The following is a 23,045-nucleotide window of genomic DNA, read 5'->3' as shown; positions in this document are numbered from 1 at the left end:
GAATGGGTGGATTATGGGCCGGGGAGGCGCGGAGGTGCCTCCCCGGTTCGTTCCCCGGGTGTGAGCGACAAGATCCCTGAGGGAAACAGAAGCGCGCGCGAGCGCCTGGCCCAGCAGCGCGAGCGGGAGAAGGGGCGCGAGAAGCGGCGCCGCACGCTGATCGTCGCCTCGGCGGTGGTCGGGGTGCTGGCACTGGCCGCCGTGGTCGGCCTGATCGCCGCCAACGCGGGCAAGGACGACGGCGGGGACACCGCGTCGGGCCCCGCCATCGCCCCCTCGGGCGCTACCGGCGAGGACTCCCTGACGCTGCCGGTCGGCGCCTCCGACGCCCCGTCCACCCTCACGATCTGGGAGGACTTCCGCTGTCCGGTCTGCGCCCAGTTCGAGAACGCCTTCCGGGACACCATCACGGACCTGGCCGACCAGGGCCAGGTCAAGGTGGAGTATCACCTCGCCACGATCATTGACGGCAACCTCGGCGGTAACGGATCGCTGCGCGCCGCCAACGCCGCCGCCTGCGCCCAGGACGTCGGCAAGTTCGCCCCGTATCACGACGTCCTCTTCCGCAACCAGCCTCCCGAGCCGGACGACGCCTTCGGCAAGAACAGGCGGCTGATCGAGCTGGCCGGTGAGGTCGAGGGGCTCGACACGCCGGCCTTCCGCAGCTGCGTGGAGGACGGCGAGCACGACAGCTGGGTGAGGAAGTCCGACACGGCGTTCCGCGAGGGCGGCTTCCAGGGCACGCCGACCGTGCTGCTCAACGGGGAGTCCGTCTTCCCGAGCAAGGGCGACGAGCAGATCTCCCCGGAGAACCTGAAGAAGTGGGTCGCCGAGGACAACAAGGGCAAGAAGCCGGGCACCGCCACCCCGTCCGCCCCCGCTTCCTGATCCCTGGGTACGGCCCGGGACAGCCCCGGAAGGAGCCGACGTACGGACCCGTGGCCGTGCCCCTGTTACGCAGACGTTGCCGGGTGGCTTGGCCTACCCACCGCCCGGCAAGGTAGCGTCGACTCCGTCATGAACCTTGCCTCCATTCCCAGCCCGTCGACCGGCGTGATCGAGCTCGGCCCGATCCCGCTGCGCGGCTACGCGTTCTGCATCATCATCGGTGTCTTCGTCGCCGTCTGGTTCGGCAACAAGCGCTGGGTCGCCCGTGGCGGCAAAGCCGGCACCGTCGCCGACATCGCTGTCTGGGCGGTGCCCTTCGGCCTCGTCGGCGGCCGGCTCTACCACGTGATCACCGACTACCAGCTCTACTTCAGCGAAGGCCAGAACTGGATCGACGCCTTCAAGATCTGGGAGGGTGGCCTCGGCATCTGGGGCGCGGTCGCCTTCGGCGCGGTCGGCGCCTGGATCGGCTGCCGCCGCCGGGGCATCCCGCTGCCCGCCTGGGCGGACGCGCTGGCCCCGGGCCTCGCCATCGCCCAGGCCATCGGCCGCTGGGGCAACTGGTTCAACCAGGAGCTGTACGGCAAGCCCACCGACCTCCCCTGGGCGCTGGAGATCAGCGAGGGCCCGAACCGGGTCGCCGGGACCTACCACCCGACCTTCCTCTACGAGTCGCTGTGGTGCATCGGCGTCGCGCTGCTGGTCATCTGGGCCGACCGCCGCTTCAGGCTCGGCCACGGGCGGGCGTTCGCGCTGTACGTCGCGGCCTACTGCGCCGGTCGCGGCTGGATCGAGTACATGCGGGTCGACGAGGCCCACCACGTCCTCGGCCTGCGCCTGAACGTGTGGACCGCGATCATCGTCTTCGTCCTGGCCGTCACCTACATCGTGATCTCCGCGAAGCTGCGCCCGGGCCGTGAGGAGATCGTCGAGCCGGACCGGGACGCCGAGGCCGCGAAGACCGCCGACGCCGACTCCGCCGAGAAGCAGGAAGGCGCCGAGGACGCGCCCGAGCCCGACAGCACGGGCAGCGACCTGCTCAAGAAGGAGCCCGCCCCCGAGGCAGCCGACAAGAGCTGACCTTCGCGCGCCCGTCACCCGGCGCACCCCGCACCCCCCGATCGCCGGGCGGACCCGAGGACAGGCCTCAGGACCGCCCGGCGATCGCCAGTGTGCGGCGGGCCGACGCCACCACGGCAGCGTCCACGAACCGGCCGTCCGGCAGCGCCAGCGCGCCCGCCTCCACGGCGGACGCCGCCACGATCTGCTCGGCCGCCTCGATCTCCTCGGCCGTCGGCCGGAACGCCCGCTCGATCGTCTCCAGCTGGCGCGGATGGATCGCCGCCCGCCCCAGCAGCCCGAGCCCCCGCCCCCGTACGCACGACGCCCACAGCCCGTCCAGGTCCCGGACGTCCGGGAACACCGACTGGGCGGGCGGCGGCAGCGCGGCCGCCCGGGCCGCGACCACGGCCCGGCTGCGCGGCCAGTCGAGCCCGGCGTCCTCCCGTACGCCCAGATCGGCCCGGAGATCCGCCTCACCCAGGGCGATGCCCCGTACGTCGTGATGGGCGGTGGCGATCGAGTACGCGTGCTCGATCGCGAGCGCCGACTCCAGCAGCGGATACAGCGGTACGTCCGGGGCCACCGCCGCCACGTGGTGCACCGAGACCGCATGGGTGATCTTCGGCAGCCGGAACCCGGAGAGGCCCGGGAGCCCCGCCAGCGCCCGGACGTCGTCCTCGCCGTGCACCCGGACATGCACCGGCACCGCGTCCGGGGCCGCCGTGACCTGGTCCGCGAGGAGCTCGGCGGTGGCGGCGCGCGCGTACTCCTTGCGGTCGGGGGCGACCGCGTCCTCCAGGTCGACGATCACCACGTCCGCCCCGCAGCCCAGCGCCTTGGCCACCATCTCCGGCCGGTCCCCGGGGACGTACAGCCAGGTCAGCGGGGGGACCGGGGTGCCGTGGCCGGTCACAGCGCCCCTTGGGCCCGCAGCGCCGCGATCCGGTTCTCCGAGAGGCCGAGCCCGGCGAGGATGTCGTCGGTGTCCGCGCCGTGCGGGCGGCCCGCCCAGCGGATCCCGCCCGGCGTCCCGGAGAGCCGGAAGAGGACGTTCTGCATCCGCAGCGGCCCCAGCTCCGGATCGTCGACCTCCGCGAGCGTGCCCAGTGCCCGGTACTGCGGGTCCTCCATCACCTCCCGTACGTCATGGATCGGCGCGACGGCCGCCTCCGCCTTCTCGAAGCCGTTCAGGACCTCTTCGCGGCTGTGGCGGGAGATCCAGTGGCCGACCGCCTCGTCCAGCTCCTCGGTGTGCTCGGCCCGGGTGGTGCCCGCTCCGAACCAGGGCTCCTCGATCAGGTCCGGGCGGCCGACCAGGCGCATCACCCGCTCCGCGACGGACTGGGCGGAGGTGGAGACCGCGACCCAGTGGCCGTCGGCGGTGCGGTAGGTGTTGCGCGGGGCGTTGTTGCGGGAGCGGTTGCCGGTGCGCGGCTGGACGTATCCGAGCTGGTCGTACCAGAGCGGATGCGGGCCCAGCACGGTGAGGATCGGCTCGATGATCGCCAGGTCCACCACCTGCCCCTCGCCGGTCTTCTCCCGCCCGGCGAGCGCGGCCATCACCGCGTACGCCGCGGCCAGTGCCGCGATCGAGTCCGCCAGCCCGAACGGCGGCAGCGTCGGCGGCCCGTCCGGCTCCCCGGTGATCGCCGCGAACCCGCTCATCGCCTCCGCCAGCGTCCCGAATCCGGGGCGGTGGGCGTACGGCCCGAACTGGCCGAAGCCGGTGACCCGGGCCAGCACCAGGCGCGGGTTGACGGCGTGCAGTTCCTCGGGGCCGAGCCCCCAGCGCTCCAGCGTCCCCGGCCGGAAGTTCTCGATGATCACGTCGGTCTCGGCAGCCAGCTGGAGAGCCACGTCCCGGCCGCCGGGCGCGGACAGGTCGAGGGTGAGGGTGCGCTTGTTGCGGCCGAGCAGCTTCCACCACAGGCCGACACCGTCCTTGGCGGGCCCGTGCCCGCGCGAGGGGTCCGGTTTACGGGGGTGCTCGACCTTGATCACATCGGCGCCGAAGTCCCCGAGCACGGTGGCGGCGAGCGGTCCGGCGAAGAGGGTGGCGAGGTCGATGACCTTCAGCCCGGTCAGGGGGCCTGCTGTCGTACTCATACGGACTCGGCCTCGATCTCGCTCCGGTACGGCATGGACGTGGACGCGCCCGGTTTCTGGACGCAGAGCGCGGCGGCCGAGGACGCGAAGGCCAGCGCCTCGGCGACGGGCCGCTTCTCGCCGAGCGCCACCGCCAGCGCCCCGACGAAGGTGTCCCCGGCCCCGGTCGTGTCGACGGCCTTCACCTCGGGCGCCTCGAAGAGCACCGGCTCGCCGCCCCGGGCCGCGTACAGGCAGCCCTTCGCGCCGAGCGTGACGATGACCTCGGGCACCTGCCGCAGCAGGATCTGGGCGGCGGCGTGCGGTTCGGCCTGCCCGGAGAGCGCGGCGGCCTCGTGCTCGTTCGGGATCAGCAGATCGATGTGGTCGAGGAGTTCCTCGGGCAGCGGCTGTACGGGGGAGGGGGTGAGGAGGGTCCGCACGCCCTGGGAGCGGGCGGCGCGGGCGCCCTCCACGACCGCGGACAGCGGCAGTTCGAGCTGCGTCAGCAGCAGCTCGGACGCGGCGATCGCCGCGATCTCCCCGGGCCCGAGCGCGGTGAGGACGCCGTTCGCGCCGGGGATCACCACGATGGCGTTGGACCCGGCGTCGTCGACCACGATGTGCGCGGTGCCGCTGGGGCCCTCGGCGGTGTGCAGGAGGTCGGTGTCGACCCCCGCGTGTTCGAGGCCGTCGCGCAGCTGGGCGCCGTACGCGTCGTCGCCGACCGCGCCGATCATCGTCACCTCGCCGCCCGCGCGGGCGGCGGCCACGGCCTGGTTGGCGCCCTTGCCGCCGGGAACCGTCCGGAACTCCCGGCCGGTGACTGTCTCGCCGCGCTCCGGGGCGCGGGCCGTGTAGACGACGAGGTCCATATTGGTGCTGCCGAGCACCGCGATGCGGGTCATGGGCGCAGAGCCTCCTGGTGGGTCAGTGCGGCGAGGGTGTCGAACCCGACCTGGTCGAAGCCGGGTACCGAGGTGGCGAGGCGGTTCTTCAGCGGGGCGGTCCAGTGCTCGGGCAGGGCGTCCGGGGCGCCGGCGAGGAGCCCGGCGAGCGAGCCCGCGGTGGCCCCGTTGGAGTCGGTGTCCCAGCCGCCGGAGACCGCACTGCCGATCGACCGGGTGAAGTCGCCGTCGGCGTGGGTGAGGGCGGCGGCGAGCAGGGCGGCGTTCGGCAGCACATGGACCCAGTGGTGGGTGTCGGCGTACGTGTCGTGCAGCCGGTCCACGACGACATCGAACTCCCTTTCCGTGCGGGCGGTTTCGATGCCGAGGCGGATCGCGCGGGCGTACCGCGAGTGCGGCGGCACCACCCGCAGCCCGGCGGCCAGACAGCCGTGCACATCGCTCTCGCCGCCCGCCGCCACAGCGAGCGCGGCCGCGGTGAACATCGCGCCGTACACCCCGTTGGCGGTGTGGGTGAGGACCGCGTCGCGGTGGGCCTGGGCGGCGGCCCCGGCCGGGTCGCCGGGGTGGGTCCAGCCGTGTACGTCGGCCCGGATCTGGGCGCCGATCCACTCGCGGAACGGGTTGCGGCGGCGGGCCGTCTCCGGCGGTTCGACGCCTGCGAGGAGGTTGCCGTACGCGATGCGCTCGGCGGTGAAGGTGCGCCCGGCCGGGAGCGCGTCGAGCCAGAGGCGGGCCAGGTCGGCGGTGGTGAAGGCGTGTCCGTGCCGCTGGAGCAACAGGAGAGTGAGCAGGGGGTGGTTGAGGTCGTCGTCCTCCGGCATCCCGTCGATGTTCTCGGCGAGGGAGGTGGGGGCCGAGCGGCGGTTCCAGGGGTGGGCGGCCAGCAGTTCGGGGGGCACCCCGCGCGCGCTGAACCAGGTGGTGAGCGGCCAGTTGCCGGTGGGGCGGGCGAGCGCGCGGATGCCGGTCAGCGGCAGCTTCTCGACCGGTTTGCCGAGCAGGCAGCCCGCCGCCCGGCCGAGCCAGGCGGCGTGCAGCCGGTCCCGCCCGACGAGGGGTGCGGCCTCGGGCACGCCCGGCCAGTGCGGGCAGGCGGCCACGATCTCGTCCAGCGCGGTCGGCTCATCGGCCGCCAACGGCGACTCCAGCAGGGCGAGTTCGTCCAGGAGCTCACCGGCCAGCGCCCGCAGGCGGGGTGGTGCGGGCGGCTCGGACGCGCCCGCGCGGTCCGGGGCGGGGCCGCCCCCGGCCGCGTACCAGCGCTCCTCGATCTCCCGGGCGTCCCGGCCGTCCTGCGCGGCCTGCCGCAGCTCGTGCCCGACCAGGTCCTCGGGCTGCACCCAGGTCAGCCGGACGCTCACCACTCACCGGCCAGCGCGGTGAACGCCTCTTCGTGGGCCCGGCGGCGCTCCAGGTCCCGGGCGAAGACCTCCCGGGCGACCTGAGCCAGCGTCCGGCCCGGGGCCTCCAGGTCCAGTCGGCTCGCCTCCGCGACCGTGGCCGCCCAGTCGGCGGGCACCTCGCTGCCGAGCGCGCCCGCGATGGCGCCGCCCATCGTGGCGATGGAGTCGCAGTCCCGCCCGTAGTTGACCGAACCGAGCACCGTACGCCGGTAGTCGCCACCGCCGACCAGCAGCATGCCCAGCGCGATGGGCAGTTCCTCGATGGTGTGCAGCCGGGAGGGGCGGCGGGCACCGAGGGAGGGGCTGCGGTAGTCGGGGCCGACGGTGTCGAACGGCTCCACGGCGGCGCGCAGCGGGGCGAGCGCGGACTCGAAGCCGTCGTGGTGCGAGGCGACTTCGCAGACGGCCTCGATCGCGGACCGGGTGCCGTCCTTGGCCAGCGCGAGGGTCGCGTCGACCACCGTGTCCGGCGTGGCGTCCGGGTGGCAGGCGGCGGCGACGGCGGCCGCGAAGACCCCGGCGGCCTCCCGTCCGTAGGAGGACTGGTGGGGCGCGGAGACCTCCAGGGACTCGGCGTACGCGGCCTGAGGGTGACCGGCGTTGACCAGGCCGACCGGGGCCATGTACATCGCGGCCCCGCAGTTGACGATGTTGCCCGCACCGGCCTCGCGCGGGTCGACGTGCCCGTAGTGCAGCCGGGCCACGAGCCACTTCTCCGCCAGGAAGATCCGCTGGAGCGGCAGCGCCTCGGCCTCCAGCTCGGGAATCCAGCGGGGCGAGAGCAGATCCGGTACGAGGTGGTCGGCGATGTCGTACGCGTCGAGATGATCGCGGACCCGGTCGTAGACCCGGACCAGGGCGTGGGTCATCAGGGTGTCGTCGGTGACGTGCCCGTCGCCCTTGTGGTACGGGGCGACGGGGCGCGCGGTGCGCCAGTTCTCGCCGTGCCAGGGGCCGACGATCCCGGTCACCCGGCCGCCGTGGCGCTCGGCGATCTGCTCGGGCGTCCAGCCCTCGACCGGCCCGCCGAGGGCGTCGCCGACGGCGGCTCCGACGAGGGACCGGGTGATGCGGTCATCGAGTCCGGGCGTGCTGGGGGAGGGGTGCGGTACCGAGAGGGCGGGTTCCACGGCCGTTGTAGGCGTCATGCCGGAATTGTCCACCCGGGGTGGCCGGTTCCGTGGCTGCCAGCAGCCCGGCGAGTTCGATCAGATCCGTGCCCGCGAGCCGGGGCAGCGCGCAGCCGGCGAGCGTCCGGCACGCCTCGCGCCAGCCCGCCGGTACGGCGGAGACCGAGCCGATCGCCCCGGTCAGCGCCCCGGCGAGGGCGGGCGCGGAGTCCGCTACCCGGGAGAGGCAGGCGGCGGCCGGGAGCGCCTGGGCGATCTCGCCCCGGGCGGCGGTGGTGAGGGCGAGGGCGACGGGTACGGTCTCCGCCGCCGCGATCCCGTAGCTGTAGACGTGGTCCACGATCTGGTGTTCCAGGACCGGGACCAGCGCGAACGCCCCGGCGCTCTCGTCCGTGAACTCCCGGGCGAGACGGACCGCGTGCGCGGCGTTACGGGCGATCTCGGTGCCGTCGGGGAGCTGGGCCAGGGCCGCGTCGACCACCGTGTCGACGTCCGCCCCGGCCAGCGCCTCGGCGATCGCGGCGGCCATGGCCCGCGCCCCGTGCACCCCGTCGCCGTCCTGCGTGTAGCGGGCGTCGAACTCCGCGAGCGCGGCGGCCTCCTGCGGGTCGCCCGGGTGGACCACGGCGAGGACGGCGGCCCGTACGCACGCGGCGTCGTCGAAGTAGTGCGGGTTGTCGTGCCCGGTGGCGGGCGGCCGCAGCCCGGCGGCCAGATTGCCCAGCCCGGCCCGCACCGAGATCCGGGCCCGCAGCGGCAGCACCGCCGCCTCGACCTCGGGGGCCCGGGCACTGGCGGCGGCGACCGCGGCGGCCAGCGCGTTCCAGGCCCGGTCGACCGCGTCCCGCATCCGGCGCCCGGGGGAGAGGCCGTCCGCCCCGTCGGCGGCCGCCGCCAGCACCGTACGGGCGGCGAACGCGGCCCACTCGGCGTCGTCGGAGGGCCCGAGCCGCAGCGGCTCGGGCGGCTGGTTGAGGGCGATGGGCACCGGGAGCGTGGTGGTCGCGTTCTGCTCGGCGAAGGTGTCCAGCTCCCGGGTGAGCCGCCGGGTCCACTCGGGCATCCGGGCCGCCCGGTGCCGCGCGGCGGGCCACCCGGCGGCGTCCCCGGCCGCGAGCCCGAGAAGCAGTCCCTCGATCCGGGCGCGGCGGGAGGGGGTACGGGCCCCGGTGCGGCCCGCCTCGCGTGGCTCCGTCATCGCCGCTCCTCCCGTACCGGCTCGAAGGCGGCCGCCACCGATGCCATGTCCCGTACGGCCGCGGGCTCTCGGCCGCCGCCCCGCTCCTGCGGGGTGTCCGCCGTGTCCGGGTCCTCCGGGGTGAGCAGTTCCGCGATGTCCAGTACGTGGTAGCCGCGCATCGAGGGCAGACAGCTGCCCCGGACCGGGCCGATCGCGCCCGCCCAGTCCGGCGGGATCGCGCTCTGCCCGTTCAGCGCCCCGGCCAGCGCCCCCGCCACCGCCGCCGTCGTGTCCGCGTCCCGGCCCATGTTGACGGCCGTCAGCACCGCCGTACGGAAGTCGCCCCGCGCCGCCGTGAACGCCCCGAAGGCCAGGCCCACCGCCTCCGGCGCGAGGTCCGTCCACGGGTAGCCGGCGATCACCACCGCCGAGCGCACCGCCCGCTCCATCGTGAGCCGGTCCGGGTAGGGCCGCTGGGCCGCCGCCACCGCCCGGCGCAGCGAGCGGGCCGTCCAGGAATCCATCGGGACCACCGACAGTGCGGCCGCGATCACCGAGGCGAGGCCCGAGCCGACCATGGCCGCCGCCACCCCGGCCGCCACCGCCTGGCCCCCGTAGATCCCCTCGCCCTCGTGGCTGACCCGGCCGTCCACCGCCACCAGCCGGGCCGCCTCGGCGGGGCGGCCCGCCGCGAACACTCCGAAGGGGGCCGCCCGCATCGCGAGCCCGTCGCTCCAGGCGTGCCGGTGCTGGGCGGAGATCGGTGCGGCGAGGCCCCGGCGCAGGTTCTCCAGGGTGCCGCGCTCGCTGAACCCGGCCCCCCGGAACGGGCCCTCGTCGAGATCGGCGATCCAGTGGTGCCAGGCCCGCTCCACCTGGGTGACGCTGAGCGCGGAGCCGTGCCGGGCCAGCAGCAGCCCGGAGAAGATCGCGTACTCCGTGTCGTCCGTGCCCGCCGGGTCCTCGTTCACGAAGCCCTCGATCCGGCCCCAGCGGCGGCGGATCTCGGAGGGCCGCAGATTCTCCGCCGGGGCGCCGAGCGCGTCCCCGACCGCCAGGCCCAGCAGCGCACCCCTGGCCCGTTCCTTGCCGACGGCCGTGTCCATCGCGTCGCCCTTCCGCTCGTCCGGCGAGTCCGTATCCGGGCCCTGTCCGTATCTGTGCCACGCACAGGGCCGCCGGAGGCGGGAAACGGCGGGAAAAGAGCCACTCGGATGATCCCGGCCGGATAGCTGAGGCTGGCCTTTCTTCGCAGGTCAGAGAGGTGGTAAGCCAGGCCTGCCTTGCTGGCGGCGGTCGCCCGACCGGCGTACTTTGGACTTTGTCGAGAGTTGTACTCACAGGGGAGAAGTGCATCGTGGCCATCATCGAGACCGACGCCGTCCTGCACGAGGCGCACCGGGACAACCACACCCACCGGGATGTGAACGGCGGCTGGCTGCGCCCCGCCGTCTTCGGTGCGATGGACGGTCTGGTCTCCAACCTCGCCCTGATGACCGGGGTCGCGGGCGGTGCGGTCTCCCAGCAGGCCATTGTGATCACCGGGCTCGCGGGTCTGGCCGCCGGGGCGTTCTCCATGGCGGCCGGCGAGTACACCTCCGTCGCCTCGCAGCGCGAGCTGGTCGAGGCCGAGCTCGACGTCGAACGCCGGGAGCTCCGTAAGCACCCCAAGGACGAGATGGCGGAGCTGGCCGCGCTCTACGAGTCCCGGGGGGTCGACGCCCCGCTCGCCCTTGAGGTCGCCCGTCAGCTCTCCCGCGACCCGGACCAGGCGCTGGAGATCCACGCCCGCGAGGAGCTCGGCATCGACCCGGGCGACCTGCCCTCGCCGCTCGTGGCCGCCGTCTCCTCGTTCGGGGCCTTCGCGCTGGGTGCCCTGCTGCCCGTCCTGCCCTACCTGCTCGGCGCGAGCGCCCTGTGGCCCGCGGTGCTGCTCGCCCTGGCCGGGCTGTTCGCCTGCGGCGCGGTCGTGGCCCGGGTGACGGCCCGCAGCTGGTGGTTCAGCGGACTGCGCCAGCTCGCGCTCGGCGGTGCGGCCGCGGCGATGACGTACGGACTCGGCACGCTGTTCGGTGTGGCGGTCGGGTGAATCCGGCAGCGGCCCGGCGAACGGCGTAACCGGGCCGCCCGAACGGCCCAACCGTGCGGCAGCCCGTGTGACGTACGTCTTGGCGCCGCCCACTGGGCGCGACCGGCTCCGCGGCCGTAAAATGAGACGCTATGCAGCGCTACACATAAGTAGCCGTTACTCGGTGGTTTCGTTTCCTTTGCCGCCGGGCAAGAGCCGTAAGCACCGCAGGCAACGACGCCTGCTCTCTGCGAACCCCCGGGCGCCGACCCTTTTGACGGCGACCCGCCCCCTGGCCGTCCGGTCACTTCCGGTCACCACGGTGTCCGTATGCTGGAACGAGCCTTCCGCTTCTTGAGAAGCGCCCCATCATGTAACCTGCACGAAATTTCGCAGAGGGCCAACGTCGTCCCTCGGCACTGCACATGCCACGACGACGACGGGAGAGCCGATGCGTATCGACGCCTGGTCGCCCATGGACGGTCGCCCCGCCCAGCAGGGGATGTACGACCCCCGCAACGAGCACGACGCCTGTGGCGTCGGGTTCGTGGCCACTCTGACCGGTGTGGCCAGCCATGAGCTGGTCGAGCAGGCGCTGACCGTACTGCGCAACCTCGAACACCGCGGTGCCACCGGCTCCGAGCCCGACTCCGGCGACGGCGCCGGCATTCTCTGCCAGGTGCCCGACGCCTTCCTGCGCGCCGAGACCCCTTTTGAGCTTCCCGAGGCCGGCGCCTACGCCGTGGGCATCGCCTTCCTCCCCGCCGACGCCTCCACCGAGGCCGTCCGCACGATCGAGAAGATCGCGACCCAGGAGGGCCTGAAGGTCCTCGGCTGGCGCGACGTCCCGGTCACCCCCGCACTCCTCGGCAACGGCGCGCGCGCCACCATGCCCGAGTTCCGCCAGGTCTTCGTCGCCGACGGCGAGTCCACCGGCATCGTCCTGGACCGCAAGGCGTTCGTCCTGCGCAAGCGTGCCGAGCGCGAGGCCGGGGTGTACTTCCCCTCGCTCTCCGCCCGCACCATTGTCTACAAGGGCATGCTCACCACCGGACAGCTGGAGCCGTTCTTCCCGGACCTCTCCGACCGCCGCTTCGCCTCCGCGGTCGCGCTGGTCCACTCCCGCTTCTCCACCAACACCTTCCCGAGCTGGCCGCTGGCCCACCCGTACCGCTTCGTCGCGCACAACGGCGAGATCAACACGGTCAAGGGCAACCGCAACTGGATGAAGGCCCGCGAGTCGCAGCTCGCCTCCGGCCTGTTCGGTCAGGCGCAGCTCGACCGGATCTTCCCCGTCTGCACCCCGGACGCCTCCGACTCGGCCTCCTTCGACGAGGTCCTGGAGCTGCTCCACCTCGGCGGCCGCTCGCTGCCGCACGCGGTGCTGATGATGGTCCCCGAGGCGTGGGAGAACCACGACTCCATGGACCCGGCGCGGCGCGCCTTCTACCAGTACCACGCCACGATGATGGAGCCCTGGGACGGCCCGGCCTGTGTCACCTTCACCGACGGCGTCCAGGTCGGCGCGGTCCTCGACCGCAACGGGCTGCGCCCCGGCCGCTACTGGGTCACCGACGAGGGCCTCGTCGTGCTCTCCTCCGAGGTCGGCGTCCTCGACATCGACCCGGCCAAGGTCGTCCGCAAGGGCCGCCTCCAGCCCGGCAAGATGTTCCTCGTCGACACCGCCGAGCACCGCATCATCGAGGACGACGAGATCAAGGCGTCCCTCGCCGCCGAGCAGCCCTACCAGGAGTGGCTGGCGACCGGCGAGATCGAGCTGAGCGACCTGCCCGAGCGCGAGCACATCGTGCACACCCACGCCTCGGTCACCCGCCGCCAGCAGACCTTCGGCTACACCGAGGAAGAGCTGCGCGTCATCCTCGCGCCGATGGCCCGGACCGCCGGTGAGCCGCTCGGCTCCATGGGCACCGACTCGCCGATCGCCGCGCTCTCCGAGCGCCCCCGGCTCCTCTTCGACTACTTCACCCAGCTCTTCGCCCAGGTCACCAACCCGCCGCTGGACGCCATCCGCGAGGAGCTCGTCACCTCGCTGCGCTCCTCGCTCGGTCCCCAGGGCAACATCCTGGAGCCGACCGCCGCGGCCTGCCGCAGCGTCACGCTGCCGTTCCCGGTGATCGACAACGACGAGCTCGCCAAGCTGATACACATCAACGCCGACGGCGACATGCCGGGCATGAAGGCCGCCACTCTCGCCGGTCTCTACCGGGTCGGCGGCGGCGGTGACGCGCTGGCCGCGCGGATCGAGGAGATCTGCACCGAGGTCGACGCCGCCATCGAGGACGGCGCCCGCCTGATCGTCCTCTCCGACCGGCACTCCGACGCCGAGCACGCGCCGATCCCCTCGCTGCTGCTCACCTCCGCCGTCCACCACCACCTCATCCGCACCAAGCAGCGCACCCAGGTGGGCCTGCTGGTCGAGGCCGGGGACGTCCGCGAGGTCCACCACGTCGCCCTGCTGATCGGTTACGGCGCCGCCGCGGTCAACCCGTACCTCGCCATGGAGTCCGTCGAGGACCTGGTCCGCGCGGGCACGTTCATCGAGAACATCGAGGCCGAGCAGGCCATCCGGAACCTGATCTACGCGCTCGGCAAGGGCGTCCTGAAGGTCATGTCCAAGATGGGCATCTCCACCGTCGCCTCCTACCGCGGCGCGCAGGTCTTCGAGGCCGTCGGCCTCGACGAGGCCTTCGTCGCGACGTACTTCAACGGCACCGCCACCAAGATCGGCGGCGCGGGCCTGGACGTCATCGCCAAGGAGGTCGCCGCCCGGCACACCAAGGCGTACCCCGCCTCCGGCATCGCGGCCTCCCACCGTGCCCTGGACATCGGCGGCGAGTACCAGTGGCGGCGTGAGGGTGAGCCGCACCTGTTCGACCCGGAGACGGTCTTCCGCCTCCAGCACGCCACCCGCAACAGGCGCTACGACATCTTCAAGCAGTACACGGACCGGGTGAACGAGCAGTCCGAGCGGCTGATGACGCTTCGCGGCCTCTTCGGCTTCACCTCGGACCGGGCCCCGATCCCCCTCGACGAGGTCGAGCCCGCCTCCGAGATCGTCAAGCGGTTCTCCACCGGTGCCATGTCGTACGGCTCGATCTCCCGCGAGGCGCACGAGACGCTCGCCATCGCGATGAACCAGCTCGGCGGCAAGTCCAACACCGGCGAGGGTGGCGAGGACCCCGACCGCCTCTACGACCCGGCACGCCGCTCCTCCATCAAGCAGGTCGCCTCCGGCCGCTTCGGTGTGACCAGCGAATACCTGGTCAACGCGGACGACATCCAGATCAAGATGGCCCAGGGCGCCAAGCCCGGCGAGGGCGGCCAGCTGCCCGGCCACAAGGTCTACCCGTGGGTCGCCAAGACGCGTCACTCGACGCCCGGCGTCGGCCTCATCTCGCCGCCGCCGCACCACGACATCTACTCCATCGAAGACCTCGCGCAGCTGATCCACGACCTCAAGAACGCCAACCCCGTGGCCCGCATCCACGTGAAGCTGGTCTCCGAGGTCGGCGTCGGCACGGTCGCCGCCGGTGTCTCCAAGGCCCACGCGGACGTCGTCCTCATCTCCGGCCACGACGGCGGAACGGGCGCCTCCCCGCTCACCTCCCTCAAGCACGCGGGCGGCCCCTGGGAGCTCGGCCTCGCCGAGACCCAGCAGACCCTGCTGCTCAACGGCCTGCGCGACCGCATCGTCGTGCAGACCGACGGCCAGCTCAAGACCGGCCGCGACGTCGTCATCGCCGCGCTGCTCGGCGCCGAGGAGTTCGGTTTCGCGACCGCGCCGCTCGTCGTCTCCGGCTGCGTCATGATGCGCGTCTGCCACCTGGACACCTGCCCGGTCGGCATCGCCACCCAGAACCCGGTCCTGCGTGACCGGTTCTCCGGCAAGGCCGAGTACGTCGTCAACTTCTTCGAGTTCATCGCCGAAGAGGTCCGCGAGATCCTCGCCGAGCTGGGCTTCCGGACCATCGAGGAGGCCGTCGGCCACGCCGAACTCCTCGACACCGACCGGGCGGTCACCCACTGGAAGGCGCAGGGCCTCGACCTCGCCCCGCTCTTCCACGTGCCCGAACTGCCCGAGGGCGCGGTCCGCCACCAGATCATCGGGCAGGACCACGGACTGACCAAGGCGCTCGACAACCAGCTGATCAAGCTGGCCGCCGACGCGCTCGGCGCCGACAGCGCCGAGGCCGCCCAGCCGGTCCGCGCCCAGGTCGCGATCCGCAACATCAACCGCACCGTCGGCACCATGCTCGGCCACGAGGTGACCAAGAAGTTCGGCGGTGCGGGCCTGCCCGAGAACACCATCGACATCACCTTCACCGGCTCGGCCGGCCAGTCCTTCGGCGCGTTCGTGCCGCGCGGGGTGACCCTGCGCCTGGAGGGCGACGCCAACGACTACGTCGGCAAGGGCCTCTCCGGCGGCCGCGTCATCGTCCGCCCGGACCGGGGCGCCGACCACCTCGCCGAGTACTCGACCATCGCCGGCAACACCATCGGCTACGGCGCGACCGGCGGCGAGGTCTTCCTCCGCGGCCGCACCGGCGAGCGCTTCTGCGTCCGCAACTCCGGGGCGCTGGTCGTCTCCGAGGGCGTGGGCGACCACGGCTGCGAGTACATGACCGGCGGCCAGGCCGTCGTCCTCGGCGAGACCGGCCGCAACTTCGCCGCCGGTATGTCGGGCGGCATCGCCTACGTCATCGACCTGAACCGCGACAACGTCAACGTCGGCAACCTCGGCGCCATCGAGGAGCTCGACGACACCGACAAGCAGTGGCTGCACGACGTGGTGCGCCGCCACCACGAGGAGACCGGCTCCACCGTCGCCGGGAAGCTCCTCGCCGAGTGGGACAGCGCGGTGGCCCGCTTCAGCAAGATCATCCCGACCACGTACAAGGCAGTGCTCGCCGCCAAGGACGCCGCTGAGCTCGCCGGTCTCTCCGAGCAGGAGACCACCGAGAAGATGATGGAGGCGGCGACCCATGGCTGACCCCAAGGGCTTCCTGACCACCGGACGCGAGGTCGCCCAGACCCGCCCCGTGGCCGAGCGCGTCAAGGACTGGAACGAGGTCTACGTTCCGGGCTCGCTGCTCCCGATCATCAGCAAGCAGGCCGGACGCTGCATGGACTGCGGCATCCCGTTCTGCCACAACGGCTGCCCGCTCGGAAACCTCATCCCCGAGTGGAACGACTACGCCTACCGCGAGGACTGGACCGCGGCCTCCGAGCGGCTGCACGCCACGAACAACTTCCCGGAGTTCACCGGGCGGCTGTGCCCGGCCCCGTGCGAGTCGGCGTGTGTGCTCGGCATCAACCAGCCCGCCGTCACCATCAAGAACGTCGAAGTCTCCATCATCGACAAGGCGTGGGACAGCGGCGACGTCACCCCGCAGCCGCCCGAGCGCCTCTCCGGCAAGACCGTCGCGGTCATCGGCTCGGGCCCGGCGGGACTCGCCGCCGCCCAGCAGCTGACCCGGGCCGGTCACACCGTCGCCGTCTACGAGCGCGCGGACCGCATCGGGGGCCTCCTCCGCTACGGCATCCCCGAGTTCAAGATGGAGAAGTCGCACATCAACCGCCGCATCGAGCAGATGCGCCTGGAGGGCACCAAGTTCCGTACGGAGGTGGAGATCGGCAAGGACATCGACGCCGCGAAGCTCCGCCGCCGCTACGACGCGGTCGTCATCGCGGCCGGTGCCACCGTCTCCCGCGACCTGCCGGTCCCCGGCCGTGAGCTGGGCGGCATCCACTTCGCGATGGAGTACCTGCCGCTCGCCAACAAGGTGCAGGAGGGCGACCTCACGGTCTCCCCGATCCACGCCGGCGGCAAGCACGTCGTCGTCATCGGCGGCGGCGACACCGGCGCCGACTGCGTGGGCACCGCCCACCGCCAGGGCGCGGCCTCCGTCACCCAGCTGGAGATCATGCCGAAGCCGGGCGAGGAGCGGACCGCGAACCAGCCCTGGCCGACCTTCCCGATGCTCTACAAGGTCACCTCCGCGCACGAGGAGGGCGGCGAGCGGGTCTACTCCGTCTCCACCACCCACTTCGAGGGCGACGAGGACGGAAACGTCGCGGCCCTCCACCTGGTCGAGGTCGAGTTCAAGGACGGTAAGCTGGAGCAGAAGCCCGGCACGGAGCGGCGCCTTCCGGCGCAGCTCGTCACCCTCGCCATGGGCTTCACCGGAACCGACCAGTCCAATGGCCTGGTCCAGCAGTTCGGCCTGGAGCTCGACCAGCGCGGCAACGTCGCCCGCGACGAGCACTACGCGACCAACGTCGACGGCGTCTTCGTCGCCGGTGACGCGGGACGCGGCCAGTCGCTGATCGTCTGGGCGATCGCCGAAGGCCGCTCCGCCGCCCGCGGAGTGGACCGCTTCCTGACCGGGACCAGCGCCCTGCCGGCCCCGATCCGTCCGACGGACCGGTCCCTGCTGGTCTGAGCACCACCCGGGTTCCCCCTGGGCCACGCGGCCCGGGGGAGCCCCCTCAAGACGTCCCGTACAACGGCGTGCGGAACTGAACGCGGCGCCTGCCTGTCCCCGACCGGACTCAGCGGGCGCCGTGGCGCGTCCGGGGCCGGTCGCCCCGGGAGCCCTCACCCGCCGGTCAGCGCCGAGGTCTGCGCCGCCACGGCCACGGCGAACAGCGCCACCAGCACCGCCCCGCCCGCGAGCTGAACCGGCCAGGTCCGCAGCTTCGCCGGTGCGTAGGCGAGCCCGTACGTCACCAGCGCCCCGGTCAGCAGCCCGCCCAGGTGCCCCTGCCACGAGGTGAACAGGGCCGAGAGCACCATCCAGAGCAGGAACCCCGCCATGAACCTGTTGACCGCCGCCATGTCACGGCCGAGCCGCCGGTTGATGACCCAGTACGAGGCGGCCAGCCCGAACACCGCCCCGGACGCGCCGACCGTGGACGTGTCCGGTGCCAGCAGGTACACCAGGACGGAACCGCCCACCGCGGCCAGCAGATACAGCGCCAGATACCTGACCCGGCCGAGCTGCCCCTCCACCGCCCGCCCGATGTTCCACAGCGCGAACATGTTGAAGACCAGGTGCATCACCCCGAACGAGGTGTCCGGCGGCAGATGCAGAAACGCCCCGGTCACCAGCCGGTACCACTCCCCGTCCGCGATCCCCGTCAGCTCGTACCCGGCGTACGTGTCCCCCCGGTAGTAGTACTGCTCGCCGTCCGGCCCGGTGAGCACGGCGCCCAGCACCCCGAACCGGTCCACGGCCTCCGGCCGGACCACCTCGCCGAGGTAGGCCAGTACGTTGAGCGCCATCAGGGCGTACGTCACCACCGGCGTGGTCACCGCGGACACCGCACCGCCGAAGACCGTGCGGGCCCGTCGCACCGAGCGCTGCCCCTCCTTCACGCACTCCACGCACTGGTGGCCGACGGCCGCCTCACGCATGCAGTCCGGGCAGATGCGGCGGTCGCAGCGGGTGCAGCGGACATACGCCTCGTAGGACGGATGGCGGTAACACGCGGTGGCGGCGGCCTCCATGGCCGGCTCCTTCACTGGGGTGCGCAACGGGGCCGGTGGGGGCGGCGGCGATCAAGATAGCGAACCGGTACGGGGGACCGTGTGCCCGGGGCCCGGCGGTGGCCTACGCTCAAGGTCCGCAGAGCGCAGAACGGGGGGCGTCATGAACGGTGTGAACACGGTGGTGGGCACTGGCCCGGCCATCAGCCTCACCAAGGTGCAGGAGACGGCTCCGGACCTGGTCAGCCTCTACAAGAGCGCCGGGATCTCGCTGGAGAAGCACGGACTGGGCGGTCACCGCGCGGCCGTCTACCTGGTCCTGGACTACTCCGGCTCGATGAAGCCCTATTACAAGGACGGCAGCGTCCAGGCGCTGGCCGACCGGGTGCTGGGCCTGTCGGCCAACCTCGACGACGACGGCACGGTGCCCGTGGTCTTCTTCTCCACCGATGTCGACGCGGTCACCGACATCGCACTCGACGACCACCACGGCCGGATCGACGAGATCGTGGCGGGCCTCGGGCACATGGGGAAGACCAGCTACCACCTGGCCATGGACGCCGTCATCGACCATTACCTCGACAGCGGCTCCACCGCGCCCGCCCTGGTCGTCTTCCAGACGGACGGCGGGCCGATCAACAAGCTCGCCGCCGAGCGCTACCTCTGCAAGGCCGCCCGGCTGCCGCTGTTCTGGCAGTTCGTCGGCTTCGGCAACACCCGCAGCAGCCAGTTCGACTTCCTGCGCCGGCTCGACGAACTGCCCGTCCCCGCCAAGCGGCCCGTCGACAACGCCGGGTACTTCCACGCCGGGCTCGACCCCCGGAAGGTCCCGGACGGCGAACTGTACGACCGGCTGGTCGCCGAGTTCCCGTCCTGGCTGGCCGCCGCCGGGGCCCAGGGGATCGTCCGATGACCGCACGCGTCCTGCGCGCCGCCGACCGTGCGCCGGTGCCCTGGAAGAACGGCGGCGGGCTCACTCGGGAGGTCGCCACCGGCCCCGGGGGCGCGGGGGCCGACGCCTTCGCCTGGCGGGTGAGCCTCGCGGACGTCACCGCCGACGGGCCGTTCTCCGTCTTCCCCGGGGTGGACCGCACCCTGACCGTGGTCGAGGGGCCGGGCATGGACCTCGTCGTGGGCGGCGAGCACCACATCGTCGACGAGCCGTTGTGGCCGCACGACTTCCCCGGCGATCTGCCCACCGACGGCTTCCTGCTGGGCGGGCCCGTCGTCAACCTCAACGTCATGTACCGCAGGGCGTCCACGCGGGCGGAGACCGCGGTCGTCTGCGGCACCGTCCGTCTGCTGCCGCCCCCGGGCGGCGCGGTGCTGGCCCTCTCGCTGGACGACGGCGCGGTGCTGGAAGGCGCGGACGGTGTCCGGCTGGACCGCTACGACGCGGTGCTGGCTGCCGGGGCGTCGCCCGGGGTCCTGCGGACGATGGGCCAGGCGGTGCTGATCACGTTCTCGGACGGGTGATCGTCCGGCCGGCGGCGTGCGAAATATCCGGCTGACGGGTTCCCTGCCGCCGGATACGGTGATCCGCATGCCCGCATACGTATCCGGACGCACCGTGATCCGCCGTTATGCCGCCACGGACGAGAACGCCTCGATGGACCTCTGGTCCCGGGCCGGCAGCCTGGCCCATCCCTTCATCCCCGGCGAGGGCGAGGGCGAGCGCGCCCGCAAGATGCGCGAGATCTACCTCGTCCACGCCGAGAACTGGGTCGCCGAGTCGAACGGCCGTGTGGTGGCTCTCCTGGGCCTGCTGGACGCCGAGATCGGCGGCCTCTTCGTGGCTCCGGAAGCACAGGGCACGGGGGTGGGCCGGCGTCTCGTCGAGCACGCGGCGGCGCTGCACGGCTCATTGACCCTGGAGGTGTACGAGAAGAACACGCGGGCCCGTGGCTTCTACGCCCGGATGGGCTTCGTGGAGCAGAGCCGCCGCGTCGACGAGGAGTACGACGAGGTCATGCTCCGGCTCATCCGCCCGGCCCCGGAGAACCCGGCCCGGAGCGGTGCGACGGACGGCCCGGCCCGACTCCGTCCCGGGGCCCGTCCGCCTGTCGCGCCCGAATGACGACAGGAGATGTCGGGTATCCGGTGTTCCATAGCGCCCATGACATCTTCATCGCCTTCGCCCGCACCGGTTTCCTGGGGCGGCTTCGCCACCGCCGAGCCCGACTTCGCCGCCACCGTGCAACGCCGCTTCCGGCTCTACAAGCACCACGTCCTGGCCACCCTGCGGAAGGACGGCTCGCCCCGCGTCACCGGCCTGGAGGCCGACTTCCGCTTCGACGAGCTGCTGCTCGGCATGATGCCGGACTCCCGCAAGGCCCTGGACCTGCGACGCGACCCGCGCTTCGCGCTCCACGCCAACCCGGGCCCCGACGCCGAGATGAAGGACGGCGACGTCCGCGTCAGCGGCCGGGCCGTGGAGATCACCGACCCGGCGGTCATCGCCCGCTTCATCGAGGAGGCCACCCCGCCCGAACCGTTCCACCTCTTCCGTGCGGAGCTGACCGAGGTGGTCCGCATCGGTCTTGACGGCGACTCCCTGGTCATCCAGTCCTGGCGGCCGGGGCAGCCGCTGCGCACGGTACGCCGGAAGTGACGACGCCCGGCGGCCGAGGCGTCCCCGGCTCAGGGGACACTCACCCCGCCAGCACCCGGGCCCGGCACTCCGACGGCGTCCCCCACGCGTCGCGCAGCGGCCGGGCCCGGCGCAGCCACCACGCGAGGTCCAGCTCCTCGGTGTACCCCACCGCGCCGTGCAGTTGCAGCGCGGTGCGGGCCGCCGCGTACCCCGCCTCGCCCGCCGCCACCTTCGCCGCCGCGACCGCCGCCCCGGCCCCGGGCGCCCCCTCGGCCAGCTCCACCGCCGCCCCGTACAGCAGCGGGCGCGCGAACTCCAGGCCGAGCAGGGTGTCCGCGAGGCGGTGCTTGACGGCCTGGAAGGAGCCGACGGGCACCCCGAACTGGGTGCGCTGCTTCACATACGCCACCGTCGACCGCAGCAGCGCCTCCCCGCAGCCCAGCGCCTGCGCCGCCGTCGCGAACGCGGCCCAGTCGCCCGCCGCCCGCGCCGCCTCGCCCACCCCCGCCCCGGCGGCCAGCACCTCGCCGCCCGCCACCGGGCGGGAGCGCCGCCGCGCCGGGTCCATGGAGGGGGGCGTCGCGCCCGGTCCCGGTGCGAGCCGCAGTTCGTCGCCGGTCACCGTGAACACCGCGTCCGCCGCGTCCCCGTCCAGCGCGTACGGCCCGTACCCCTCCAGGACCAGCGACACCACCGCCGTACCGGACACGATCCTCGGCAGCCACTCCTTGGCCGCCGGGCCGCCCACCCCGCCCAGCAGCACCCCAGCCGCCACGCTCTCCGCCACCGGGCCCGCCACCGCGTGCCGCCCCAGCTCCACGCAGGCGACGGCCGTCTCCACGGGGAGCGGGCCCGCACCCCCGTACGCCTCCGGGACCGCCAGGCCGAACACCCCCGCCTCCGCCAGCCGCCGCCACAGGGCCAGCCCCGGACCGTGGTCCCCGGCGGCCCACGCGCGTACGGCCGCCGGGGTGTCCGCCGCCGTCAGCAGCGCGTCCAGCGAACGCGCGAACTCCCGCTGCTCGTCGTCCAGGAGGAAACGCATCAGCGCCGTCCCTTCGGCAGGCCGAGCAGCCGCTCGGCGATGATGTCGCGCTGGATCTCGTTCGTCCCGGCGTAGACGGGCCCCGCCAGCGCGAAGACGTACCCCTGCGCCCACTCCCCGTCCGCCGCCTCCGCGTCCGGGTCCAGCAGGTCGAGCGCCGTCTCGTGCAGCGCGATGTCGTACGTCGACCAGAACACCTTGTTCAGGCTGGACTCCGGGCCGAGGGCCGCCCCCGCCGCGAACCGGGACGCGGAGGCGGCCGTGAACAGCCGGTACGCCCGTGCCCCGATCACCGCGTCCGCCACCCGGTCGCGTATCGCCGTGTCCGCCGGGTCGCCCGCCTGCCGCCACAGCTCGGCCAGCCGGTCGGCGGCGGCCAGGAAGCGGCCGGGGGAGCGCAGGGTGAGGCCGCGCTCGTCGCCGGTGGCCGACATGGCGATGCGCCACCCCTGCCCCGGCTCCCCGATGACGTCCTCGTCCGGTACGAACACCTCGTCCAGGAAGATCTCGGCGAACGCGGGCTTCCCGTCGAGCCGGCCGATGGGACGCACGGTGACCCCGGGGTCCCGCAGCCCGAACATCAGGTACGTGAGCCCCTGATGCGGTCTCGCCGCCCCCGGGTCCGTACGGAAGATCCCGAACGCCCGGTCCGCGAACGCCGCCCGCGAGGACCAGGTCTTCTGCCCCGACAGCAGCCAGCCGCCCTCCGTGCGCACCGCCCGCGACCGCAGCGCCGCCAGGTCCGACCCGGCCTCCGGCTCCGACCAGGCCTGCGCCCAGACCACCTCGCCGCCCGCCATCGGGGGCAGCACCCGGGCCCGCTGCTCCGCCGTGCCGTGGGCCAGGAGCGTCGGGGCGAGCAGGCTCACGCCGTTCTGCGAGACCCGGCCGGGCGCGCCCGCCGCCCAGTACTCCTCCTCGAACGCCAGCCAGCCGAAGAGATCCGCGCCCCGGCCCCCGTACTCCTCGGGCCAGGAGACCGCCGACCACCGGCCCGTGTGCAGCAGCGCCTCCCACTCCCGGTGCGCGGCGAAGCCCTCTTCCGTCTCCAGGGAGGGCAGCGGCCGGGCGGGTACGTGGTCCCGCAGCCAGGCCCGGGCCTCGGCCCGCAGCGCTTCGGTCCGTGCTGTCTGCGCCAGATCCATGACGCGCCCGCCTTCCGCGTGCCTC

General features: G+C 73.1%; 19 protein-coding genes. 9 read left to right on the top strand and 10 right to left on the bottom strand.

The genetic code is table 11. The annotated features are described in order from the left end of the window. The first annotated feature begins 60 nt into the window (after positions 1 to 60). On the top strand, positions 61 to 888 hold the full coding sequence (locus RI138_RS06595) for a DsbA family protein (protein ID WP_311119147.1): 828 nt from the start codon (positions 61 to 63) through the stop codon (positions 886 to 888). A 129-nt stretch (positions 889 to 1,017) separates the two neighbouring features. Continuing rightward, entirely contained in the window at positions 1,018 to 1,968 is a 951-nt protein-coding gene (gene lgt / locus RI138_RS06590; protein WP_311119146.1) for a prolipoprotein diacylglyceryl transferase, read from the top strand. A gap of 67 nt (positions 1,969 to 2,035) precedes the next feature. Here the strand turns inward: lgt and RI138_RS06585 are convergent, their stop codons facing one another. Genes RI138_RS06585 through RI138_RS06555 form a run of 7 tightly spaced genes read right to left on the bottom strand, consistent with a single transcriptional unit; the run spans position 2,036 to position 9,765 of the window. Next, positions 2,036 to 2,863 carry an HpcH/HpaI aldolase/citrate lyase family protein gene (locus RI138_RS06585; protein ID WP_311119145.1) on the bottom strand — a complete coding sequence of 276 codons (828 nt, stop codon included), beginning with the start codon at positions 2,861 to 2,863 and terminating at the stop codon, positions 2,036 to 2,038. Then, positions 2,860 to 4,056, bottom strand: coding sequence for a CaiB/BaiF CoA transferase family protein (locus tag RI138_RS06580; RefSeq protein WP_311119144.1), 1,197 nt, complete (start codon positions 4,054 to 4,056; stop codon positions 2,860 to 2,862). The genes RI138_RS06585 and RI138_RS06580 overlap by 4 nt, the downstream gene beginning before the upstream one ends. After that, positions 4,053 to 4,943 carry a ribokinase gene (gene rbsK, locus RI138_RS06575; RefSeq protein WP_311119143.1) on the bottom strand — a complete coding sequence of 297 codons (891 nt, stop codon included), beginning with the start codon at positions 4,941 to 4,943 and terminating at the stop codon, positions 4,053 to 4,055. The genes RI138_RS06580 and rbsK overlap by 4 nt, the downstream gene beginning before the upstream one ends. Then, positions 4,940 to 6,307 (bottom strand): ADP-ribosylglycohydrolase family protein, encoded by a 1,368-nt coding sequence (locus RI138_RS06570; RefSeq protein ID WP_311119142.1) that lies wholly within the window; start codon positions 6,305 to 6,307, stop codon positions 4,940 to 4,942. The genes rbsK and RI138_RS06570 overlap by 4 nt, the downstream gene beginning before the upstream one ends. Next, complete coding sequence (locus tag RI138_RS06565) at positions 6,304 to 7,497, bottom strand: ADP-ribosylglycohydrolase family protein (protein WP_311119141.1); 1,194 nt, start codon at positions 7,495 to 7,497, stop codon at positions 6,304 to 6,306. The genes RI138_RS06570 and RI138_RS06565 overlap by 4 nt, the downstream gene beginning before the upstream one ends. Next, positions 7,424 to 8,677: an ADP-ribosylglycohydrolase family protein gene (locus tag RI138_RS06560; protein WP_311119140.1), complete on the bottom strand. Its 1,254-nt coding sequence runs from the start codon at positions 8,675 to 8,677 to the stop codon at positions 7,424 to 7,426. The genes RI138_RS06565 and RI138_RS06560 overlap by 74 nt, the downstream gene beginning before the upstream one ends. Beyond that, entirely contained in the window at positions 8,674 to 9,765 is a 1,092-nt protein-coding gene (locus RI138_RS06555) for an ADP-ribosylglycohydrolase family protein (protein ID WP_311119139.1), read from the bottom strand. The genes RI138_RS06560 and RI138_RS06555 overlap by 4 nt, the downstream gene beginning before the upstream one ends. Before the next feature lie 251 nt (positions 9,766 to 10,016). On the opposite strand from RI138_RS06555, the gene RI138_RS06550 reads away from it, so the two are divergent. The 3 genes from RI138_RS06550 to RI138_RS06540 all read left to right on the top strand — a co-directional run bounded on the left by RI138_RS06550 (position 10,017) and on the right by RI138_RS06540 (position 17,191). Beyond that, positions 10,017 to 10,748, top strand: coding sequence for a VIT1/CCC1 transporter family protein (locus RI138_RS06550; protein WP_096632064.1), 732 nt, complete (start codon positions 10,017 to 10,019; stop codon positions 10,746 to 10,748). A 430-nt stretch (positions 10,749 to 11,178) separates the two neighbouring features. Next, positions 11,179 to 15,738 carry a glutamate synthase large subunit gene (gene gltB / locus RI138_RS06545; protein WP_311119138.1) on the top strand — a complete coding sequence of 1,520 codons (4,560 nt, stop codon included), beginning with the start codon at positions 11,179 to 11,181 and terminating at the stop codon, positions 15,736 to 15,738. Next, the gene (locus RI138_RS06540; protein ID WP_096632060.1) at positions 15,731 to 17,191 is read left to right on the top strand and encodes a glutamate synthase subunit beta; all 1,461 of its coding nucleotides are present in this window, start codon (positions 15,731 to 15,733) and stop codon (positions 17,189 to 17,191) included. Before gltB ends, RI138_RS06540 begins: the two co-directional genes overlap by 8 nt. Before the next feature lie 155 nt (positions 17,192 to 17,346). Here the strand turns inward: RI138_RS06540 and RI138_RS06535 are convergent, their stop codons facing one another. Next, positions 17,347 to 18,258 (bottom strand): rhomboid family intramembrane serine protease, encoded by a 912-nt coding sequence (locus RI138_RS06535; RefSeq protein WP_311119137.1) that lies wholly within the window; start codon positions 18,256 to 18,258, stop codon positions 17,347 to 17,349. A 142-nt stretch (positions 18,259 to 18,400) separates the two neighbouring features. Here RI138_RS06535 and RI138_RS06530 point away from each other — a divergent pair, with 142 nt between their 5' ends. The 4 genes from RI138_RS06530 to RI138_RS06515 all read left to right on the top strand — a co-directional run bounded on the left by RI138_RS06530 (position 18,401) and on the right by RI138_RS06515 (position 20,848). Then, positions 18,401 to 19,150 carry a vWA domain-containing protein gene (locus tag RI138_RS06530; protein ID WP_311119136.1) on the top strand — a complete coding sequence of 250 codons (750 nt, stop codon included), beginning with the start codon at positions 18,401 to 18,403 and terminating at the stop codon, positions 19,148 to 19,150. Further along, positions 19,147 to 19,713 (top strand): HutD/Ves family protein, encoded by a 567-nt coding sequence (locus tag RI138_RS06525; RefSeq protein WP_311119135.1) that lies wholly within the window; start codon positions 19,147 to 19,149, stop codon positions 19,711 to 19,713. Before RI138_RS06530 ends, RI138_RS06525 begins: the two co-directional genes overlap by 4 nt. A gap of 67 nt (positions 19,714 to 19,780) precedes the next feature. Then, positions 19,781 to 20,314 carry a GNAT family N-acetyltransferase gene (locus tag RI138_RS06520; RefSeq protein WP_311119134.1) on the top strand — a complete coding sequence of 178 codons (534 nt, stop codon included), beginning with the start codon at positions 19,781 to 19,783 and terminating at the stop codon, positions 20,312 to 20,314. Positions 20,315 to 20,353: 39 nt separating this feature from the next. Then, positions 20,354 to 20,848: a pyridoxamine 5'-phosphate oxidase family protein gene (locus RI138_RS06515; protein WP_311119133.1), complete on the top strand. Its 495-nt coding sequence runs from the start codon at positions 20,354 to 20,356 to the stop codon at positions 20,846 to 20,848. A gap of 40 nt (positions 20,849 to 20,888) precedes the next feature. On the opposite strand, the gene RI138_RS06510 is transcribed toward RI138_RS06515, so the two are convergent. Then, the gene (locus RI138_RS06510) at positions 20,889 to 21,875 is read right to left on the bottom strand and encodes an acyl-CoA dehydrogenase family protein (protein ID WP_311119132.1); all 987 of its coding nucleotides are present in this window, start codon (positions 21,873 to 21,875) and stop codon (positions 20,889 to 20,891) included. Further along, positions 21,875 to 23,020, bottom strand: a complete 1,146-nt coding sequence (locus RI138_RS06505) for an acyl-CoA dehydrogenase family protein (protein WP_311119131.1) — start codon at positions 23,018 to 23,020, stop codon at positions 21,875 to 21,877. The genes RI138_RS06510 and RI138_RS06505 overlap by 1 nt, the downstream gene beginning before the upstream one ends. Positions 23,021 to 23,045: the final 25 nt, after the last annotated feature.

Origin of the sequence: Streptomyces durocortorensis (assembly GCF_031760065.1) — a bacterium.
In the GTDB taxonomy this organism is placed as follows: Bacteria; Actinomycetota; Actinomycetes; order Streptomycetales; family Streptomycetaceae; genus Streptomyces.
Note: the sequence above shows the minus strand (reverse complement) of the source record. Positions and strands in the feature narration are given on the sequence as shown.

Excerpts from the sequence above, each read along its gene's own strand:
- lgt (WP_311119146.1), top strand. The coding sequence starts at position 1,018 with ATGAACCTTGCCTCCATTCCCAGCCCGTCGACCGGCGTGATCGAGCTC.
- RI138_RS06580 (WP_311119144.1), bottom strand. The coding sequence starts at position 4,056 with ATGAGTACGACAGCAGGCCCCCTGACCGGGCTGAAGGTCATCGACCTC.
- rbsK (WP_311119143.1), bottom strand. The coding sequence starts at position 4,943 with ATGACCCGCATCGCGGTGCTCGGCAGCACCAATATGGACCTCGTCGTC.
- RI138_RS06565 (WP_311119141.1), bottom strand. The coding sequence starts at position 7,497 with ATGACGCCTACAACGGCCGTGGAACCCGCCCTCTCGGTACCGCACCCC.
- RI138_RS06560 (WP_311119140.1), bottom strand. The coding sequence starts at position 8,677 with ATGACGGAGCCACGCGAGGCGGGCCGCACCGGGGCCCGTACCCCCTCC.
- RI138_RS06555 (WP_311119139.1), bottom strand. The coding sequence starts at position 9,765 with ATGGACACGGCCGTCGGCAAGGAACGGGCCAGGGGTGCGCTGCTGGGC.
- gltB (WP_311119138.1), top strand. The coding sequence starts at position 11,179 with ATGCGTATCGACGCCTGGTCGCCCATGGACGGTCGCCCCGCCCAGCAG.
- RI138_RS06540 (WP_096632060.1), top strand. The coding sequence starts at position 15,731 with ATGGCTGACCCCAAGGGCTTCCTGACCACCGGACGCGAGGTCGCCCAG.
- RI138_RS06535 (WP_311119137.1), bottom strand. The coding sequence starts at position 18,258 with ATGGAGGCCGCCGCCACCGCGTGTTACCGCCATCCGTCCTACGAGGCG.
- RI138_RS06530 (WP_311119136.1), top strand. The coding sequence starts at position 18,401 with ATGAACGGTGTGAACACGGTGGTGGGCACTGGCCCGGCCATCAGCCTC.
- RI138_RS06525 (WP_311119135.1), top strand. The coding sequence starts at position 19,147 with ATGACCGCACGCGTCCTGCGCGCCGCCGACCGTGCGCCGGTGCCCTGG.
- RI138_RS06520 (WP_311119134.1), top strand. The coding sequence starts at position 19,781 with ATGCCCGCATACGTATCCGGACGCACCGTGATCCGCCGTTATGCCGCC.
- RI138_RS06515 (WP_311119133.1), top strand. The coding sequence starts at position 20,354 with ATGACATCTTCATCGCCTTCGCCCGCACCGGTTTCCTGGGGCGGCTTC.
- RI138_RS06510 (WP_311119132.1), bottom strand. The coding sequence starts at position 21,875 with ATGCGTTTCCTCCTGGACGACGAGCAGCGGGAGTTCGCGCGTTCGCTG.
- RI138_RS06505 (WP_311119131.1), bottom strand. The coding sequence starts at position 23,020 with ATGGATCTGGCGCAGACAGCACGGACCGAAGCGCTGCGGGCCGAGGCC.